Source organism: Bythopirellula polymerisocia, from assembly GCF_007860015.1.
GTDB lineage: Bacteria > Planctomycetota > Planctomycetia > Pirellulales > Lacipirellulaceae > Bythopirellula > Bythopirellula polymerisocia.
This window is the reverse complement of sequence record NZ_SJPS01000002.1, coordinates 617,417-634,711: the sequence shown is the minus strand read 5'-3', so window position 1 is coordinate 634,711 and position 17,295 is coordinate 617,417. Positions and strand designations below refer to the sequence as shown.

Sequence of the window (17,295 nt, the reverse complement as noted above, 5' to 3'; positions counted from 1 at the left end):
TCTCTCAGCTCGCCTCTGAATCACGAACCAAAATCTCAACCCTGCGGTTCGACTGCAAGACGCCCAAGCTCCGCTTCCCCCTAAAATAAAGAAGCGGGATTGCACTCAGTACACACTCTTTGAATGGAATCGCCCAAACGCGTGAATCGCCAACGGGGCAACTGTATCGAATTGTTAGGCCAGTGCCGATTGAACGTCGTCCCAAAGCGCCGGGGATACGTCTGAGGCTCTTTCCCCAGCTACACAAGCCAGAGCCTCTGCCGGCGAGCAGCCAGCAGCCACGATGAGCGCAGCCGCCGCAATAGCGGGAGTGCGGCTCATGCCTGCACCGCAATAAACGAGCGTCTGCACATCAGCACGCAGTAGCGCCGCTACTGTGTGTACCGCGTTACGCAACAACCAAGCCGGGTTTTCGGCACCGTCGATAAGAGGAAATCGACAGTGAACGAGTTCCCGAGGAAGCGGCTCTGGCGATTCGTTCGCGGCCAAATCAACCACCGCTCCAATACCTGCGGTGAGAAGACTCTGTGGGTTACGAACGTCGCTGACATTGCCTAAGCACAGCGGATATCCCTCAACCTGTCGCACAATAGGATGCCTAATAGCCCAACTTCTTAATTGATTGAAACTTCTCAAGTATGCCGTGCTTAATGAAACAAACCTTCAATAAGCAGTTTCATAGCGGGAACACGATAAGTATTAATCTTGTCCAATTGTCCATCGCGGCCTTGGAGTTGCTAAATACATGAAACGAGTCTACCGGTTCCCGAATGCAGAATCAAGCTATACTGCTCGCGGTTCAAAATAGCCGAAATAGTCGCCATTCGCTCCGCGAAAGTAGCGATACTTCCGCGGAGCGAAAGGCGACACAAGTGCTAATATTAGCCATTCAGGAAATGTGTCAAAGCTGCCCGCGTGCAGATTATTTCCAACTTCCCAAGATGCTCGATCGATTGTGGCAAGTGCTACGATCGAAGTTTTAAGCTGAGGACAATGACAGGCACATATAGTTATGTGGGTGTGGAGATTGTCCCATCTTTTTCTCTTAATTGCTTCGTCCTCAATCGAGGGATAGAATGCGGCCACGACTTGCTGACTAAGAACCCTTTTCGCGTTTTGCTTTTAGAACAAGTTTTCTGCTCAGGTATGCGATGCCAAGAATTGAGCTTTCGACGCGAATCAACGCTTCTATTCAAACGGTGTTTGACCTCTCGAGAAGCATCGACCTACATGTCGAGTCGACGTTGCAGACAAACGAGAAAGCGGTGGCTGGCCGCACCTCGGGATTGATCTCTATGGGGGAAGAAGTAACCTGGGAGGCGACGCACTTTGGCGTAAGACAGCGTTTAACGTCGAGGATCGTCGCGTTCGAACCTCCCCGATACTTTCGAGACTCAATGGTTGCCGGGATATTCAAGCGATTTGATCATGATCATTTCTTTGAACCGGAAGAGGAGAATACGCTGATGGTGGATATCTTCGACTTTACCGCTCCACTTGGAATGCTGGGCCGGGTCGCTGATGTGCTGTTTTTGGAACGGTACCTACGCAACCTGTTGCAAACAAGAAACCAATTCATCAAGTCTGTGGCAGAGACTGGACGCTCTTCAGTTCGTTGCTAACAACAGAGCAACGGATTCATTCGGGACAGGTTCCGGAGCAAAGCATGATGAAACGCCTGGCAAATCTTTTTGAAATCAGTGTCATACTTTCGATTGCCGTTGTGTGTGCCGGCCTCTTTGGCAGATGGCATTACTTATTGGATCTGTGCAGCCACTTTCGCGTTCAGGCGGCGTTTACTTTGGTGGTTTCCGGGTTGCTCCTGCTACTGTTGAAACGACGACGGTGGGCAACTGTTGGTCTGGTCGCTGGGTTGGGACTGACGGCCACCTTGTGGCCGTTTTTTGCTCCTGCTTCTGACGCTGGAAACAGTGTATATCGGCTGCTCACGTTGAATGTGCTCACAACTAATCCTCGTCATGACCGGGTGATTGCGTTCATTCGCAAAAGCGATCCTGATTTTATTGTGCTGCAGGAAACGAGTCCGGAATGGATTGAATCGCTGGATGAGGCACTTGGGACTAGCTGGCCGTATCAGAAATCCATCGTAAGGAGTGACAACTTCGGCATTGCGATGTATAGCAAGCTGCCGTGGGTCAGTTGTGAAATGAAGGAGTATTCCTCGACTTTACCGGTCCCATCTCTATCTGCCTTATTTGAATTTCCAGATGGTGATAAAATTCGCTTGATCACGACGCATCCCCTTCCGCCAATGAATCGAGATCTTTGGGATGCAAGAAATTCACAATTGTCGGGGTTAGCAACGGACGTACAAGGAGGTGAATCTGACCGCACGATCGTGGCTGGCGACCTCAATTGCACTCCCTGGTCTTATTGGTTTGGACGACTCTTACAAGAATCCGGTCTGCGCAATTTAGCTGATGAACACGGGCTTAGTGTCTCATGGATGCCGATTCCTATACCAGTTTGTGGGTTGCCGATTGATCACGTGTTGGTTGGGTCAGAGATTCGGGTCTCGAAGCGCACGGTCGGGCCTTATGTTGGCTCGGATCATCGGCCGGTGGTGGTGGAGTTTGAGTGAGTGTTCATGGGGGTCGACAGGTCATTGGTTCGCTCAATTGAATGTTGAAAATTGAGTTCAGTTCGCTATCCAACGAAGGACTTATTAACATGGCTGCACGTCTTGAGCATGCGAATCTCTGCGTCCACGACATTGATTCCGTTGTCCAATTTCTTCAGACAGCATTTCCCGAGTTTGATGTTCGACATGATGCTACGGGTGCGGATGGGGTGCGCTGGGTACATGTCGGCACGGATGATACCTACGTCGCTCTGACACAGGCCAAGCCCGATGCTGAGAAACGTGGAATGCCGTACAGAGGTCGACCGGGCTTAAACCACCTCGCCTATGAAGTTGATGATGTGGATGCGTTGAGCAAACGACTCAGTGATGCGGGCTATCAGAACTCGACCGTTCCTAACTCACATCCGTATCGAAAACGAGTCTACTTTTACGATCCTGAGGGAAACGACTGGGAGTTTATCGAATACCTTTCAGAAGAGTGTTCAGAAAGACATGACTACGAATTGCCTGAGTGTTAGCACAGCCAGTGGAAAAGGTGACATTTCCAGTCTTCACTGAGTCGCAAGTCCGAACTCTGGATTCCCGCCTGCGCGGGAATGAAAGGAATGTCGAGAGTGCAACTGATCGTTTCGCAACTTAGGTTACTAGCGCAATGATTGCCACCGCTGCGATGATTGAGGCGACGAATGTTTTTGCACCTGTGCCGAGGATGCGGCCCCAGAAGGCGGCTTGGCCGACTTTGAGAGAATGGCCGGCCAACTCTCCGCGGGTATGTTCAGCAAAGGCGGCGCCGCCGAATGCGCCCAAGGCTCCTCCGACGACGGCCGCAATCGCGGAACCGAGGATGGGGATCGGAATTCCGACGGTGGCGCCACTGATGGCGCCGATCAGGGAACCAATGAGAGAGAAGATTGCTGCGCGGCGGCTCCCGCCGGCGCGATGGGCGCCGACCATGCCGGCAGCGAATTCGGCGATTTCTCCCACGCCGGCCAGGACTGTGAGTACGATCACTGTGCTCCATTGAAGCTGGGGCAGTCCGGTCTGCGGGCCGAGCCAGGCGTATCCGGCGGCGGCGAGGACCATGAGCCAAATTCCCGGCATGGCCACGAGAGTGAGTATCCAGCCGATTGCGAGGGTCAGCACAAGCAGAATCGCAGCCAGGATGTGGAGGAACATTTCCATGGTGGTGGCAGGGGAGGGCGGTTTGGTTACAATGAGTCGCTGGTTCATCGTAAGCTAGGGGCGGGAGATAGCAAGTCGCATTTCTCGCACCAATGGGGACGAGCCATTTCGTGAGAACTTTCTGTGCGGAGGAACAATAGGTGCCAGGAACTTGTGTTATCGGACTGCAATGGGGCGACGAGGCCAAAGGGAAAATCGTCGACCTGCTCACGCGCGATCACGATATTGTGGTCCGCTATCAAGGAGGCGCGAACGCCGGGCATACTGTTGTAGCTGGGAGCGAAGTCTATAAACTCTCGCTGCTGCCGAGTGGCGTACTCACGGCGGGAGTGACCTGTGTTATCGCCGGTGGAGTCGTCATTAATCCGGCGAAGGCGATCGAAGAACTCGACGAGTTGGCCTCGCGCCATGTTGAAGATTACGACAACTTGCTCCTAAGCGATCGGGCGCACGTGATCTTCCCCTGGCACTTTGCCGAGGATCGCGCGATGGATCGTAGCACTTCCGATGGCGAGAACATCGGCACGACAGGGCGCGGCATCGGACCGTGCTATCGAGACAAGGTGGGGCGATCTTTTGCCGTCCGGCTTGGGGACCTGTATCGCGACACTTTTGCGGATCAGGTACGACACAATGTCGCCGAAAAGAATCGCTTGCTCGCAGCGATGCTTCCCGCCGAGGAGTTTGTGGCTCTGGATGCGGAAGCGATCATCAAAGAGTATTCGGCGTACGCCGAACGACTACGGCCTTATGTTGCCGATACGACGGAATACCTGCTCTCAGCGGCGGAGAGTGGTAAGCGAATTTTATTTGAAGGGGCCCAGGGTGCTTTGTTGGACGTGGACCACGGCACCTATCCATTCGTCACGAGCAGCAATAGTTCGGGAGTGGGAATCTCGAATGGTTCCGGCGTGCCGGGTCGCTATATCGACAGGGTAATCGGCATCGTGAAGGCGTATTCCACGCGTGTGGGGGGGGGGCCGTTTCCCACGGAGCAGGATAACGAGATCGGCCAGCGGATTCGCGATCAGGGCAATGAATACGGTACTGTAACCAAACGACCACGCAGATGTGGGTGGTTGGATGCGGTGGCAGTCCGCTACACCTCGCGTTTGAGCGGAGTCGGCTCGATCTGTGTGATGCTGCTCGACGTTCTGAGTGGACTGGAAGAGCTGAAGATATGTACGGCCTACGAAATCGATGGTCTGCGATCAGAGCATTTTCCTAGCCATGTCGACGACATTCGCAAGGTGGTCCCTGTGTATGAGACATTACCTGGGTGGCAGGAAGATCTCTCGAGTGTTCGAACTTTGGAAGATTTGCCCCAGGCAGCGCGGGATTACTTGGATCGCATCAGTGAACTGATTGGCATCCCCGTGGAGATGGTGTCGGTGGGACCAGATCGCAGTCAAACGATCCCTGTTGGCGATTGGAGTCCAGTCGCTGCTTCGTTGTAAAACCTTTCGGCCTAATCATGTCAGCGGAATGCCTCCCTGCGAACCTTGCCAGTGTGCCGCGTGAGCGGTGGCCGCGACATATTGCCATCATCATGGACGGTAACGGGCGATGGGCACAGCGGCGCGACTTGCCACGGATCGAAGGTCATCGCTTGGGAGTGGAGACAGTCCGCAAGATCACTGAAGAGTGTGCGAATCTGGAGATTGAGCAGCTGACGCTCTACTGCCTTTCGAGCGAGAACTGGAAACGTCCGCCGCAAGAGATCGATTTCCTCATGCATCTGCTCGAGCAGTACATGATTGGCGAGCGAACCACGATTATGGACAACAATCTGCGAGTGCGGATGGTTGGTCGGCGAGACAGTATCCCCTCCCAGGTTCTGCGGGAACTCGATGAAACCGTGGCGATGAGCCGATCGAATCAGGGGATGTGGCTCAACCTGGCGATCAATTACGGCAGTCGCGCCGAGATTGTTGATGCCGTGCAAGAGATAGCGCGCAAGGTTGCCAGCGAGGAACTGAAGATCGAACAGATCGATGAACAAGCGATTTCGGATCATCTCTATACGGCTGGGAACCATGACCCGGATCTTTTGCTGCGCACAGCGGGTGAGATGCGAGTGAGCAATTTCTTGCTATGGCAGATTAGCTATGCCGAGATTTGGGTTACGGAGAAATGTTGGCCAGAATTTGATGAGTTGACATTGCATGAGGCAATTGTGGATTTCGCCCAGCGGAATCGGAAGTTTGGCGGATTGAATGGGTGAAGAATTGGGGAATGGAATTTCCTTGATTTATTCCTCCTCTTTACCTGTTACTTAATTCCTCCCATTTTCCTTAGAGATAACGAGAAGAACCTTGCTTCGTTGGCGACTCATTATTGGAACCGTGTTGGTCTGCTTGTTGTTAGGACTTTGCTGGCTCGATGCGCACGCAAAGCAACCGGGGATTTATCTATTTCCTCTGGTGGCTGCGATATCTCTGTTGGCTACTGCTGAATTGATCCGCATGTTCCGCGCCCTGGGTTACGACCCGTTATCGTGGGCTCTGCAGGCCGGCACCTTGTTGGCGGTTCTAGGGGCGTGCGTACCGATTGCTTGGCAAGTGCCTGACTCACCCGTGGGTTCGCTTGGGTTTCTCGCGGGGGGAATGATTGCAGGACTCGTGGTGAACATTGTGGCGGAGATGCTCCGCTATCGGCAACCGGGCAAGACGATCATGCGTATAGCCCTGGCTTCGTTTACGGTGTTGTATCTGGGAGGACTGTTGGGGTTTCTGGTGCAGTTGCGTCTTTTGCCCGTGGATGGCAATGTTTCACTCGGAGGCATGCTTGTGCTGTTCTCGATGATCGCCGTAGTGAAGTTTACCGACATCGGGGCGTACTTTGCCGGACGAATTTGGGGCCGACACAAGATGGCCCCAGTGCTGAGTCCTGGCAAGACGTGGGAGGGTGCAGCAGGAGGGATGCTGCTCGCTGTCGTGGCTTCGTTGTTTTGCTTGGGGCCACTGGGGCGGATGATAGATTTCTCAACCAATCGAGAGTGGCCGATGTGGCTGGCTGGTGCGGTGGGTTATGGGTTCGTAGTGGGGCTGGCGGGAATGTTGGGCGATCTGGCTGAGTCGCTGTTGAAGCGTGATGCGGGGGTTAAGGATTCGAGTGATTGGCTGCCTGGATTCGGCGGAGTGCTCGATTTGATGGATTCGCTGCTGATTGCTGGTCCTGTGGCTTATCTCCTGTGGGTTAGCGGCTGGGTGGGACCATAGGCGAGGAAATGGAAGGAATGGAGGAATGCAAGAATGGGGGAATAGTCAGCAATTGCGCTGAAAAAGTATTTCTCAATTCAGGCATTCCCCCATTTCGTCAATAGCACGACGCGGCTGTTATGGCAGGCTGAAGAAAACTGTCACCGCTCCACGGCGTCCGTAAAATCCATATAATCCATTCACGGTGAAGCGTTTAAGCCGGTTGGGAAGAGTTTGGGTGGTCCGGACAGGTATCAATTGAGTATATTTGAGGATGTGAGAGAAGCGAAGTAATACGTAGTACAACGTTCTCTTCGGTCCAAGAGGTTCAGAGCGGCTGCTGACGCACCGTGTCCTGCATGATAGAATCAAGCATCTCGGTTGGTGATCCAGAAAGTCTCGTTCTCATGCTAGGAACGAAGGATCAGCATCTCAAACAGATTCGCGAAGCGATACCGGCGAACATATCCACGCGTGACGGGAGAATCTTTGTTCATGGCGAGGAAGATGCTGTGATCAAAGCCACTTCGGTTTTGGAGGAACTTCGCACTCTGCTGGGGCGAAACTTGCCACTCGATTCAGATCAGGTCCAACAGGTAATTCGTCGCGTCACCAATGGTGAGAAGCCATACCATGCCGACCCGATTGGTGTGCGCGGGGGACGGTTGATTCATGCCCGTACTCGTGGGCAGGCAGACTATCTCAAAGCGATCCGCGATCATGCACTCGTGTTTTGCACAGGGCCAGCGGGTACGGGTAAAACCTATCTCGCTGTGGCGACGGCGGTCGAAGCCTTGCGGGCGAAGAAAGTCCGCAAGTTGGTGCTGGTGCGTCCGGCAGTTGAAGCAGGCGAAAGTCTGGGTTTCTTGCCGGGAGATTTGCAGGCGAAGATCAATCCTTATTTGCGTCCACTCTTGGATGCTCTGGGAGACATGATGGATCGCGATCAAGTCCAGCGATACATGGATGACGACCTGATCGAGGTCGTGCCACTGGCATACATGCGCGGGCGAACTTTGAACGATGCGTTCATTATCATGGATGAAGCACAGAATACGACGGTCGCCCAGATGAAAATGTTTCTGACCCGGATGGGTGAGGGATCTCAAGTAGTAGTCTCAGGTGACACGACTCAGGTTGACTTGCCTCCGCACACGAAGAGCGGGTTGATCGATGCGTTGTCGCGGCTACGTGATATCGAGGGATTTGCCAAAGTGCACCTCTCGACCGAGGATATAGTCCGTCACCGCCTGGTGCAGGATATTGTCCGCGCATATGAGGAGGGCTCGAAGAAAAAGCGCTGAACAGGTCAGCGTGAACTGCTGGAGAACCGGGCATTTTGTCTGAGTACCAGTGTCGAGTAATTTGCTTATGTCTCAAGGAACCAAGAAACGCACCCGCCAGCAGCGCGTTGCCATGGTGGAGTTGCCGCCCGGTTTCTGGGGAAACTTGGTCGGACAAATACAGCGAGGATCGGTACTGCTGAGGCTTGCTCTGTGCGCACTAGTGGCTATCTTGCTGCTGGTGATCACTCGAGGTTGGGATCCTCCATTTCGGTATCGACTGAACGAAGTTCCCGAACGTGATATTGTTGCCAGCGTCAGTTTTGAGCAACCTGACCTGGAAGCTACAAAAGAAGCTCGAACTCGGGCTCGAAGATTGACCGTGGCCGTTTACGATCAGGATCCTGCTCCACTTGAGCAAATGAGAGCAGAGTTACGGCTGGAGATAGCCAAGTTGCTGGCAGCGGAGACCTTTGATCAGGTTGATCTTCAACTCTGGAAGACGTTCCAACCCCCACTTGCGGAGGGAACCCCTGATCCAAGCCCTGAGGAGCAGCAGGAGCAGTTCCAACGATTTCGTGAGACCCTGACTGGCGAAGGGGCATTAGAGAACTTCAGTACGCAGCTAGCGGAAGTGATGAAGCCCTTGGAACAATGGGGCTTGTTGGAAGAACTTCCTAAAGAACATGACGCGAATTTGGAAAAGATTTTCGTCCGCACTCGCGAGAAGGAAGGGTTTTCTGCGGAGGCAGGTCGTGATGTTCCTGACGTACTGATTAAGAACGTCAGTTCCAAGCTACAGCAATCTCTCAATGAAAAACTTTCGTCGGTGGAATTAGCTCAGCAGGTCTTCGCTTGGCTGAGGCCGCGCCTGGTGCCCACCTTGAAATTAAATGTGAATGCCACCCACGAAGCACAGGATGAAGCAGCGGCGGCAGTTGCTGTCGTGAACAAGCAATTTCACGCTGGTGAAGCCACGCTCGTCAATGGTGGCGAAAGCATCACTATCGATAAGTTGGAACTATTGAAGCTGGAATATGCTGAGCAAATTGCAGAGCGCGGGCTGGGAGCCAGGATACGGCGGGTTTTTGCCGTCTTGGGAATGTATACGGCGATATTTACGTTGTGTGGGTTTTACATCCATTTCCGCGAGCCGAGGGCCATTTCTGACTTGCCCAGCTTCGTATGTTTGTTGTCGCTGTTCGTGGTCACGATTGTGCTGGCCTGGTTGGTGAGTCAATATCTGTGGGGTACCGAGGTAATTGCTCTACTGCTTTTGGGTATGACGATTGCGATCGCCTATCAACAGGAAATGGCGCTATTGCTCGCGGCGAGCGTGAATCTGGTAATCACGGTTTCTATTGGACTCGATCTCCAGCAGTCACTAGTACTAATGGCCACGGTCACGGGAGCCATTCTCGTTCTGCGTCAGGTCCGCACGCGAGGCAAATTGCTCTCAGTAGGAACTGTTTCGGCTTTCGTGGCACTCATGACAACTGTTGGCGTGGGAACCCTCTATGGATTACCAGGATTTGAACTCTGGAAGAGTGGGCTCATGCTCGCTTTATGGGCGCTTATCGCTGGTACTTTAATGACTGCGTTGCTGCCGGTTGTAGAGAAGGTGTTTGGGGTACAGACTGATTTGAGCCTGATTGAACTGGGTGATCCAGCTCATCCGTTGTTGCAAGAACTCATTCGGCGCGCACCGGGTACATATAACCATTCGATCACGGTGGCATCGCTCGCGGAAGCTGCAGCAGAATCGATTGGTGCGCGGGGCCTGTTGGTTCGGGTGGGAGCATATTTCCACGACATCGGCAAGATGCTTAAACCAGGCTACTTCATCGAGAATCAGGTCCAGGGTCAGAACCGACACGACACTTTGGTTCCCGCCATGAGTACGCTTGTGATAATCGCCCATGTGAAAGATGGGGCAGACCTCGCACGGCAGAACAAGCTCCCCGAGCAAATCATTGACTTCATCCAGCAGCACCACGGCACGACGCTGGTGGAGTATTTTTATCGACAAGCTAACGAGAAGCGTAATCAGAACCCTGACAGCGCTGAGATAGATGAAAGCTCGTTCCGGTATCCGGGCCCTAAGCCGCAGACCAAAGAGGCTGGGGTTCTTATGTTAGCCGACGCGGTCGAAAGTGCCAGCCGGGCACTGAAGGAGCCAACACCCTCGCGGATCGAAAATATTGTCGAGCAGTTGTCGAGAAAACGGCTCCTAGACGGGCAATTTGACGAATGTGGGTTGACTTTGGAAGAGGTGCGCAAAGTTGGCGAGAGTTTGGTAAAATCGCTGACGGCCGTGTACCATGGCCGCGTGAAATATCCCGATCAGGAAACAGCGTAGCTCCGTTATACCTAGATGACGGCGGTGAAAACTGGATTCCTGCTTGCGCGGGAATGACGAGTATACAAGCCAAATAAGAATGAACGAAAACGGAACAGCAGAAATTATCTTACAGTTTGAAGAGGTCACCGATGGCGACTCGGAACCTTCTGAACAGACACTCCGCGTTTTGGTCGCGGATGAACAAGACACGCTGGCAATTGACGAAGTGCGTCTCATAGCAGCTGTGCAGTCTGTACTTGCTGATTCTAAGTATTCTTCTGCCACGGTCAGCATCGCCGTTGTCGATGATTCGGCGATTCACGCTTTGAATGTTGAATTCCTTCAGCACGACTATCCAACTGACGTATTGAGTTTTGTGCTCGAAGACTCGCCGGATTATCTTGAAGGTGAACTGATAGTGAGCACCGATACGGCTCGCGGCGCGGCTACGGAGGCAGGCTGGCCCGCTGAGGATGAATTGTTGCTTTATGTCATTCATGGCGCTTTGCATCTGGTTGGCTATTGCGACAAGCAAATTGATAGGCAGGCTGAGATGCTCGCAGCGGAAGTCGCTTGTCTGCAGAAGTTGGGAATTGCTTTGCCTGCAGATACTTCTCGTTGGGAGACCGCTTTGAAGGAAACTAGTATGCACCCTGGCACTCGGTCGAGTAAGGAATTGCTGTCGTGAGCACTGTGCAACTATTCTGGACTACATTCGCGGCGATTTTTGCTGCCACAGTCACCAATCTGGCGGCACGATCGCTACGAGAATTTTCGCGGCACGATCTGGAAGAAATCTGCCGGCGGCGAGAGATGCCGGAGCGATTTACGCAAATTCTGCAGGGACACGATCGCGTCGGTTTGGGGATTGAAATCCTCTCGGTCCTGCTTGCTGTGTTCGCCGTGGTCGCAGGCTGTGCTTGGACTGTAGCCCGCGGGGGCATCGATCTATCCAGCGGATTAGCGATTCTTGGCACCGCTGCGGTATTGGCACTGGTGCTGGTGACATCCATGGTGTGGATATCGCGTGCCGTGGCGCGTGTGTTCTCTGAGGAATTTCTCTACTACAGTTGGCCATTGTGGAAGTTATTGGCGGTGATCGTGTCGCCACTTACTTGGGGTGCCCGCATGCTGGACGTCGGTCTGCATCGACTGGCTGGTCGGGAATTACACGACGAGGAGGATGAGCGGATCGAGGAAGAAATCCGCACGATTGTCAGCGAAGGTCACCGCGAAGGACTTCTAGAGGAGGAAGCCCGTGAAATGATCGAAGGAGTGATTGACCTGGGGGATGCCGACGTGGCGGAGATCATGACCCCGCGGACCGATATGAATATGCTCTCAGTCCATCTGGATTGGGACGCATTAATTGCTGCTGCCATCGAGACGGGCCACACCCGCATCCCGGTGTACGACAAGAATCGCGACGATATCATTGGCATCCTGTATACCAAGGACCTGATTCCCGAATTGGCGACAGGGGATCTGGAATCCCGTACCCCTATTCGCGAACTATTGCGCAAGCCTGTATTTGTTCCCGAGACTAAGCCGGTACACGATTTGTTGCAGATGCTCCAACAGTTGCGGACTCATGTAGCTGTGGTACTCGATGAATATGGGGGCGTGTCGGGACTAGTCACCATTGAAGATGTGCTCGAAGAAATCGTGGGCGAAATCATCGATGAATACGACGACGAAGTCGCCGACGAGATTCGCCAAATCGATGACGATACCTGCGAAGCCCTCGGCAAAGCACATGTTGACGAGATCAACGAGCGGCTGAACATCCAGTTGCCCGAAGATGCTGATTACGACACAATCGGCGGGTTCGTCTTCAGTGAGCTAGGTCGGGTTCCAGTAGCGGGCGAGTCGCTCATCTGGCAAGAGCAAGTGGAGATCCATGTGCTGGAAGCTACGCGCCGCCGCATCGAACGGGTACGGGTGCAGCGATTGGGAGATGACCAACGCGAGAGTGCATGAGTGGAAGCCCGGAACGTGTAACACGAGTTCCGGAATTCCCGTTCGACGTGTACATCGTGCAGGAAGTGGACGCGGCTTGTGCCGGCTTACGACATCCGGTGGCAGATCTGCTAGCATTGATTCTCTACAGAGGCTCAGAGGCTCGACTCTAACTCAGTTGCCCTTGACGCCCTGCCCCTTCTCTCCGTACGGTTCCGCGAGTTCCGGTCCCCGGCTGCGCGCAGTGTTGGCAGTCGGATTGATGTGTTCCCCTACTTATCGATTGAACCCATGCAGCGCCACTCGTCATTTACGCTCGCGATCTCTTGTTTCGCCGTGTTTTGCCTGGTTGGAATCCAAGCGTGTCCCGCCTGGGGTCCTACGGATTGGTTTGGTGCTTCAGAAGAATCCACCCAGGTAGGAACGCCTGCCTGGTGGAAGAAGCATAAGAAAACTGCGGTGTTTGTGCCGGGCGAAGGCTTTCAAGTGGAAGGGGTAGCTGGATATTTTGATGATCAGGGGCGTCCGATTCAGACGAGCGTCGCTAAGGTGGTCAAAGAGAAAAAAAATAAGGGCCTCTTGAACGACATCCATGTCGTAGAGCAAGTCGACGGGATAAAAAGTCAATTTGGGATGGGTGCAGATGCTACCCTGGCGCAGCAGTCCTATTCGCTCGGGGAAGATTTCTTTCGCCGTCAGGAGTACAGCAAGGCCGCGAAAGCATTCAAGGAAGCCATCGCACGCGGCCCTGATACCCAGATCGAACAGGATGCGCTCTTCTATCAGGCGGAAAGTAATTTCTTTGACAAGAAATACTCGAAGGCCATTGGACTCTACGACGAACTACTCGATAAATATCCGAATTCCTTGCACCTCGACAAAGTCATCCGTCGTCAATTCGACATCGCGCGTTATTGGGAACAATATCATGACTATGATCCCAACTGGGTGACGACTCCCAACTTCATCGATGATACGCGTCCCTTGTTTGACACGATAGGACATGCGATTAAGACGTATGAGAACATTCGCTTGAAAGACCCGACGGGGCCGTTGGCTGACGCGGCAGTGATGACGACTGCCAACTCCTACTTCTTGAGGGGACGATTTAACGACGCAGATTATCAGTACAAGTTGCTGCGCGAAGAGTATCCTCAGAGCAAATATCAATTTGAGGCCCATATTCTCGGATTGCAGTGTAAGCTGCGGATTTATCAGGGACCGAATTACGACGGCGGACCTTTGGAAGATGCCAAAAAACTGGTCAAGCAACTCAAGCAACAATTCGCTGGAGAGCTCTCTCAGGAAGAACGGGAGCGCTTGGCGACGATCCAGGCCCAGTTGAATGAAGCGCTCGCCGAGCGCGATTTTGCAATTGCTACCTACTACGACGAGACCGAGCACTTTGGGAGTGCGAAATTCTATTATGCCAAGGTTGCCAGGGATTACCCAGAGTCGACACTCGGCACCAAGTCGCGAGAGCGTTACGGAGAGATCGCCGGCGAGCCGGACCATCCCGAGACTCAGGTGGGTTGGTTCCTGAGTTTGTTCCCGGAGAACCGAGAGCGAAAAACGCTGCAACAGGTCCCGCTGCTTGCGCCGGAGAGCGAAATCAGCATCGCAACTCGACCGGAGGCAGGCCTGAGTGATGGCAATTCAATCCTCCGCTAGACTCTGCTGGTGTTCCCCTCACGGCAGGTTTTTTTCTCTCTTACTTTGCATTCTGTCGAGCAATGGCTGTGCTTCCTACCGCATGGGTGCCGAGTCGCTTTATGCCCCGGACGTGCAGACTGTGTACGTCCCGATGATCGAATCTGACAGTTTTCGTCGTGACCTGGGGGAACGACTGACCGAAGCAGTAGTGAAAGAAATCGAGCTAAAATCGCCCTTTAAGGTAGTCGGCACCCCAGATGCTGACAGCATTCTTGCTGTCCGGCTCGTCAGTGACACAAAACGTGTGACCGTGGAGAACCGCAACGACGATCCTCGGGCTCTAGAAATCAACATGCTTGCAGAGATCACCTGGATCAACCGCCGCCGCGAGCCACTCCGACTGCCGTCGACCGTCCCCTTACCTCCCGAATTGCTGCCAATCAATCAGACCGCGACCCAAATTACTGCCGCAGGACAATCTACCGCATCTACCTCGCAGCAAGCGATCGAGCGGCTAGCCCAGCAGATCGTATCGACGATGGAAGAGGGATGGTGAGGAAGCTGAATGCTGAGAGTCTAGAGTCGAAAGCCAGTACAAGAATTGAGACTATCGGAAGTCTGGCTCTGGACTCTCGACTCTCCGCTCTCGACAATAGTCAGCATGAAACCCAACGGCCAACAACTCTCTGAGAGATTCCCTCAACGTGCGGATCGCTGGGAGCTACGCACGCGGGCGCTGACTTTTGGGCGGCGGCCGTTGTTGATGGGGATTGTGAATGTGACCCCAGATAGTTTTTCTGATGGGGGAAAATTCTGGGCCCACGAAAAGGCTGTCGAACATGCATTGAAGCTTGTCGCAGAGGGTGCGGATATTCTCGACATTGGGGGTGAAAGCACACGGCCCTACTCGGTGCCAGTGGATGCCGAGGAAGAATTGCGGCGGATCATCCCGGTCATCGAAGGATTGGCGTCTGCAGTGAGTGTGCCAATTTCAATTGACACAAGCAAAGCAGTCGTGGCCGAGGATGCTCTGGCGGCAGGCGCGGAGATAATCAACGACGTGACCGGGCTGACTGGTGATTCTCGCATGTTGCAACTTGCTGCAGAGTCTCAGGCAGGTGTCTGTGCGATGCATATGCAGGGGACGCCGCAGACCATGCAAGATGCACCGCGGTATGATGATTTGGTGGCGGAAATCAATGACTATCTGGCCGAACGACGGGATGCATTGTTGGCGGGTGGAATTGCCCCGGATCGGATTTGTCTCGATCCAGGGATTGGGTTCGGCAAGACCCACCAGCACAATCTGACATTGATGGCGAACTGCTGGCGATTTCACGATCTGGGCTGTCCACTTCTGGTGGGGCATTCGCGTAAGGGGTTTCTCGCCAAGGTATTGGGTGACTCTTCGCTCGACCGCACATCAGCCACCATGGGAGCATCATTGGCACTGGCAAGCCAGGGTGTCCAAATTCTACGGGTTCACGACGTGCGGCCTGTTCGTGAGGCCCTGCTGGCCTACGAGGCATCGGGCGGCATCGACGGCGAGCATCTTGTGCTAGCAGAATAGCCCTGGCGTAGACTTCTGGCCCGTGCACGCTGGATAGGTTTCAGCCCGTGGCATTTGACGGCCCAAGATGGTTACTCCGCGAATTCATCGACGTTGACCCTATTGGGGGCTTGGGTGATACTGGAGTTAGGAAAGCATCACAAGAAAAAAAGCCTTCAGACACCTTATTCCCGCGAATGAGAATCCTTGAAAAGACCACTACCGAAGTGCCTCCACTGGGTGATCCTCAACTGGGCGATTATTGCCGTCGAATTGCTCAGCAGGCTCAAGCTGCGTCAGTTAAACTCGCGCAGCTTTCTGGGGAAGCCAAAATCGCCTGGTTGCGGCTCTCAGCGGAATCCCTTCGGGCTGAGAGCAAAGCGATTGTGCAGGCCAACGATCAGGATCTGGAGGCCGCTCCTGGGTACGGACTTACCGACGCTGCGATTGATCGACTGCGTCTTACGCCTGATCGGATCGAGTCGATTGCCGTCGCTTTGGAGCAGGTTGCCCAACTGGCGGACCCCATCGGAAAAGTGATCGATTCGACCGTGCGTCCCAACGGGTTAGTGATCAACAAGATTCGCGTTCCCCTGGGAGTTGTTTTTTTTGTGTATGAATCGCGGCCCAATGTGACGGCTGACGCGGCGGCGATTTGTGTTAAAGCTGGTAACGCTGTCATTCTGCGGGGTGGCAAAGAAGCGATACACTCAAGTCAGGCGATCGTCGACATTATGCGAGCCGCTGCTCGTAAGACACGAGTTCCTGCTGATGCAGTGCAGTTGGTTGATACAACGGATCGCGAGGCAGTCGGACACTTTTTGCGATTGCCAGACTATATCGATGTGGCGATTCCTCGCGGCGGGGAAGGGCTAATAAGGCGAGTCGCGGCCGAGGCTCAAATGCCGGTGATCAAGCATTTCACGGGTAATTGCCATGTTTATGTAGATGCTGCTGCCGATATGAATATGGCAACCGAGATTTTGGTTAATTCGAAATGCCAGCGGATGGGGGTCTGCAACGCGGCCGAATCTTTGCTGGTTCATGCCGATATCGCGAGCGAGTTTTTGCCACTTGCTGCCACGGCTTTAGAGAAGCATGGCATTGAAATTCGCGGAGACGATCGGACTTGTGAACTCGTTCCGAACGCGTCCATTGCGACCGAAGAAGATTACGCTACCGAATTCCTGGGCCCCACAATTTCCGCGCGAGTCGTGGGTTCCGTTGCTGAGGCGATTGAGCACATCAATCGGTATGGATCAGGGCATACCGATGCGATTGTGACCAACAACTTGTTGGCTGCCCAGGAATTTACGGCACAGGTGGATAGCGCTGCGGTGATGGTCAATGCCAGCACTCGCTTCAATGACGGGGGCGAATTTGGACTCGGGGCAGAAATCGGCATAAGCACCGATAAATTTCACGCTCGCGGGCCCTGCGGCATTGAGGAATTAACCAGTTACAAGTACGTAGTTTACGGACGAGGTCAGACACGAAAGTAGGAAGAAAAGGTTCCTGACACC

General features: G+C 53.7%; 17 protein-coding genes. 15 read left to right on the top strand and 2 right to left on the bottom strand.

The window, feature by feature from the left end; all coding sequences use genetic code 11:
- Positions 1–174: 174 nt before the first annotated feature.
- Positions 175–588 carry a dual specificity protein phosphatase family protein gene (locus Pla144_RS08675; RefSeq protein WP_197530515.1) on the bottom strand — a complete coding sequence of 138 codons (414 nt, stop codon included), beginning with the start codon at positions 586–588 and terminating at the stop codon, positions 175–177.
- 563 nt (positions 589–1,151) lie between these two features.
- On the opposite strand from Pla144_RS08675, the gene Pla144_RS08670 reads away from it, so the two are divergent.
- The 3 genes from Pla144_RS08670 (at position 1,152) to Pla144_RS08660 (ending at position 3,123) form a co-directional block, all read left to right on the top strand.
- The gene (locus Pla144_RS08670; RefSeq protein WP_146450089.1) at positions 1,152–1,622 is read left to right on the top strand and encodes an SRPBCC family protein; all 471 of its coding nucleotides are present in this window, start codon (positions 1,152–1,154) and stop codon (positions 1,620–1,622) included.
- Between the two features lie 44 nt (positions 1,623–1,666).
- Positions 1,667–2,602, top strand: a complete 936-nt coding sequence (locus Pla144_RS08665; protein WP_146450087.1) for an endonuclease/exonuclease/phosphatase family protein — start codon at positions 1,667–1,669, stop codon at positions 2,600–2,602.
- Positions 2,603–2,691: 89 nt separating this feature from the next.
- Complete coding sequence (locus Pla144_RS08660; protein WP_146450084.1) at positions 2,692–3,123, top strand: VOC family protein; 432 nt, start codon at positions 2,692–2,694, stop codon at positions 3,121–3,123.
- Positions 3,124–3,241: 118 nt separating this feature from the next.
- Here the strand turns inward: Pla144_RS08660 and Pla144_RS08655 are convergent, their stop codons facing one another.
- A complete protein-coding gene (locus Pla144_RS08655) occupies positions 3,242–3,835 on the bottom strand; it encodes a DUF456 domain-containing protein (protein WP_146450082.1) in 594 nt (197 codons plus the stop codon).
- Positions 3,836–3,927: 92 nt separating this feature from the next.
- Between Pla144_RS08655 and Pla144_RS08650 the strand changes: the two genes are divergently transcribed.
- The 12 genes from Pla144_RS08650 (at position 3,928) to Pla144_RS08600 (ending at position 17,274) form a co-directional block, all read left to right on the top strand.
- A complete protein-coding gene (locus Pla144_RS08650; RefSeq protein WP_146450080.1) occupies positions 3,928–5,244 on the top strand; it encodes an adenylosuccinate synthase in 1,317 nt (438 codons plus the stop codon).
- A 17-nt stretch (positions 5,245–5,261) separates the two neighbouring features.
- A complete protein-coding gene (locus Pla144_RS08645; protein WP_146450077.1) occupies positions 5,262–6,011 on the top strand; it encodes an isoprenyl transferase in 750 nt (249 codons plus the stop codon).
- Positions 6,012–6,102: 91 nt separating this feature from the next.
- Positions 6,103–7,008 carry a phosphatidate cytidylyltransferase gene (locus Pla144_RS08640; protein WP_197530514.1) on the top strand — a complete coding sequence of 302 codons (906 nt, stop codon included), beginning with the start codon at positions 6,103–6,105 and terminating at the stop codon, positions 7,006–7,008.
- Positions 7,009–7,346: 338 nt separating this feature from the next.
- Positions 7,347–8,291, top strand: a complete 945-nt coding sequence (locus Pla144_RS08635) for a PhoH family protein (RefSeq protein ID WP_146450073.1) — start codon at positions 7,347–7,349, stop codon at positions 8,289–8,291.
- A 67-nt stretch (positions 8,292–8,358) separates the two neighbouring features.
- A complete protein-coding gene (locus Pla144_RS08630; RefSeq protein WP_146450070.1) occupies positions 8,359–10,629 on the top strand; it encodes an HD family phosphohydrolase in 2,271 nt (756 codons plus the stop codon).
- Positions 10,630–10,708: 79 nt separating this feature from the next.
- A complete protein-coding gene (ybeY, locus tag Pla144_RS08625; protein WP_146450068.1) occupies positions 10,709–11,299 on the top strand; it encodes an rRNA maturation RNase YbeY in 591 nt (196 codons plus the stop codon).
- Entirely contained in the window at positions 11,296–12,591 is a 1,296-nt protein-coding gene (locus tag Pla144_RS08620; RefSeq protein ID WP_146450066.1) for a hemolysin family protein, read from the top strand. Before ybeY ends, Pla144_RS08620 begins: the two co-directional genes overlap by 4 nt.
- On the top strand, positions 12,588–12,743 hold the full coding sequence (locus tag Pla144_RS24510) for a hypothetical protein (protein WP_197530513.1): 156 nt from the start codon (positions 12,588–12,590) through the stop codon (positions 12,741–12,743). Before Pla144_RS08620 ends, Pla144_RS24510 begins: the two co-directional genes overlap by 4 nt.
- Positions 12,744–12,861: 118 nt before the next feature.
- Complete coding sequence (locus Pla144_RS08615; protein WP_146450064.1) at positions 12,862–14,241, top strand: tetratricopeptide repeat protein; 1,380 nt, start codon at positions 12,862–12,864, stop codon at positions 14,239–14,241.
- Positions 14,219–14,779, top strand: coding sequence for an LPS assembly lipoprotein LptE (gene lptE / locus Pla144_RS08610; protein WP_146450062.1), 561 nt, complete (start codon positions 14,219–14,221; stop codon positions 14,777–14,779). The genes Pla144_RS08615 and lptE overlap by 23 nt, the downstream gene beginning before the upstream one ends.
- Positions 14,780–14,884: 105 nt before the next feature.
- A complete protein-coding gene (folP, locus tag Pla144_RS08605; protein WP_146450060.1) occupies positions 14,885–15,793 on the top strand; it encodes a dihydropteroate synthase in 909 nt (302 codons plus the stop codon).
- 176 nt (positions 15,794–15,969) lie between these two features.
- Complete coding sequence (locus tag Pla144_RS08600) at positions 15,970–17,274, top strand: glutamate-5-semialdehyde dehydrogenase (protein ID WP_146450058.1); 1,305 nt, start codon at positions 15,970–15,972, stop codon at positions 17,272–17,274.
- The last annotated feature ends 21 nt before the right edge of the window (positions 17,275–17,295 follow it).

Coding starts and splice junctions, on each gene's coding strand:
- ybeY (WP_146450068.1), top strand. CDS start 10,709: ATGAACGAAAACGGAACAGCAGAAATTATCTTACAGTTTGAAGAGGTC.
- Pla144_RS08665 (WP_146450087.1), top strand. CDS start 1,667: ATGATGAAACGCCTGGCAAATCTTTTTGAAATCAGTGTCATACTTTCG.
- lptE (WP_146450062.1), top strand. CDS start 14,219: ATGGCAATTCAATCCTCCGCTAGACTCTGCTGGTGTTCCCCTCACGGC.
- Pla144_RS08645 (WP_146450077.1), top strand. CDS start 5,262: ATGTCAGCGGAATGCCTCCCTGCGAACCTTGCCAGTGTGCCGCGTGAG.
- Pla144_RS24510 (WP_197530513.1), top strand. CDS start 12,588: ATGAGTGGAAGCCCGGAACGTGTAACACGAGTTCCGGAATTCCCGTTC.
- folP (WP_146450060.1), top strand. CDS start 14,885: ATGAAACCCAACGGCCAACAACTCTCTGAGAGATTCCCTCAACGTGCG.
- Pla144_RS08600 (WP_146450058.1), top strand. CDS start 15,970: ATGAGAATCCTTGAAAAGACCACTACCGAAGTGCCTCCACTGGGTGAT.
- Pla144_RS08655 (WP_146450082.1), bottom strand. CDS start 3,835: ATGAACCAGCGACTCATTGTAACCAAACCGCCCTCCCCTGCCACCACC.
- Pla144_RS08630 (WP_146450070.1), top strand. CDS start 8,359: ATGTCTCAAGGAACCAAGAAACGCACCCGCCAGCAGCGCGTTGCCATG.
- Pla144_RS08660 (WP_146450084.1), top strand. CDS start 2,692: ATGGCTGCACGTCTTGAGCATGCGAATCTCTGCGTCCACGACATTGAT.
- Pla144_RS08670 (WP_146450089.1), top strand. CDS start 1,152: ATGCCAAGAATTGAGCTTTCGACGCGAATCAACGCTTCTATTCAAACG.
- Pla144_RS08635 (WP_146450073.1), top strand. CDS start 7,347: ATGATAGAATCAAGCATCTCGGTTGGTGATCCAGAAAGTCTCGTTCTC.
- Pla144_RS08615 (WP_146450064.1), top strand. CDS start 12,862: ATGCAGCGCCACTCGTCATTTACGCTCGCGATCTCTTGTTTCGCCGTG.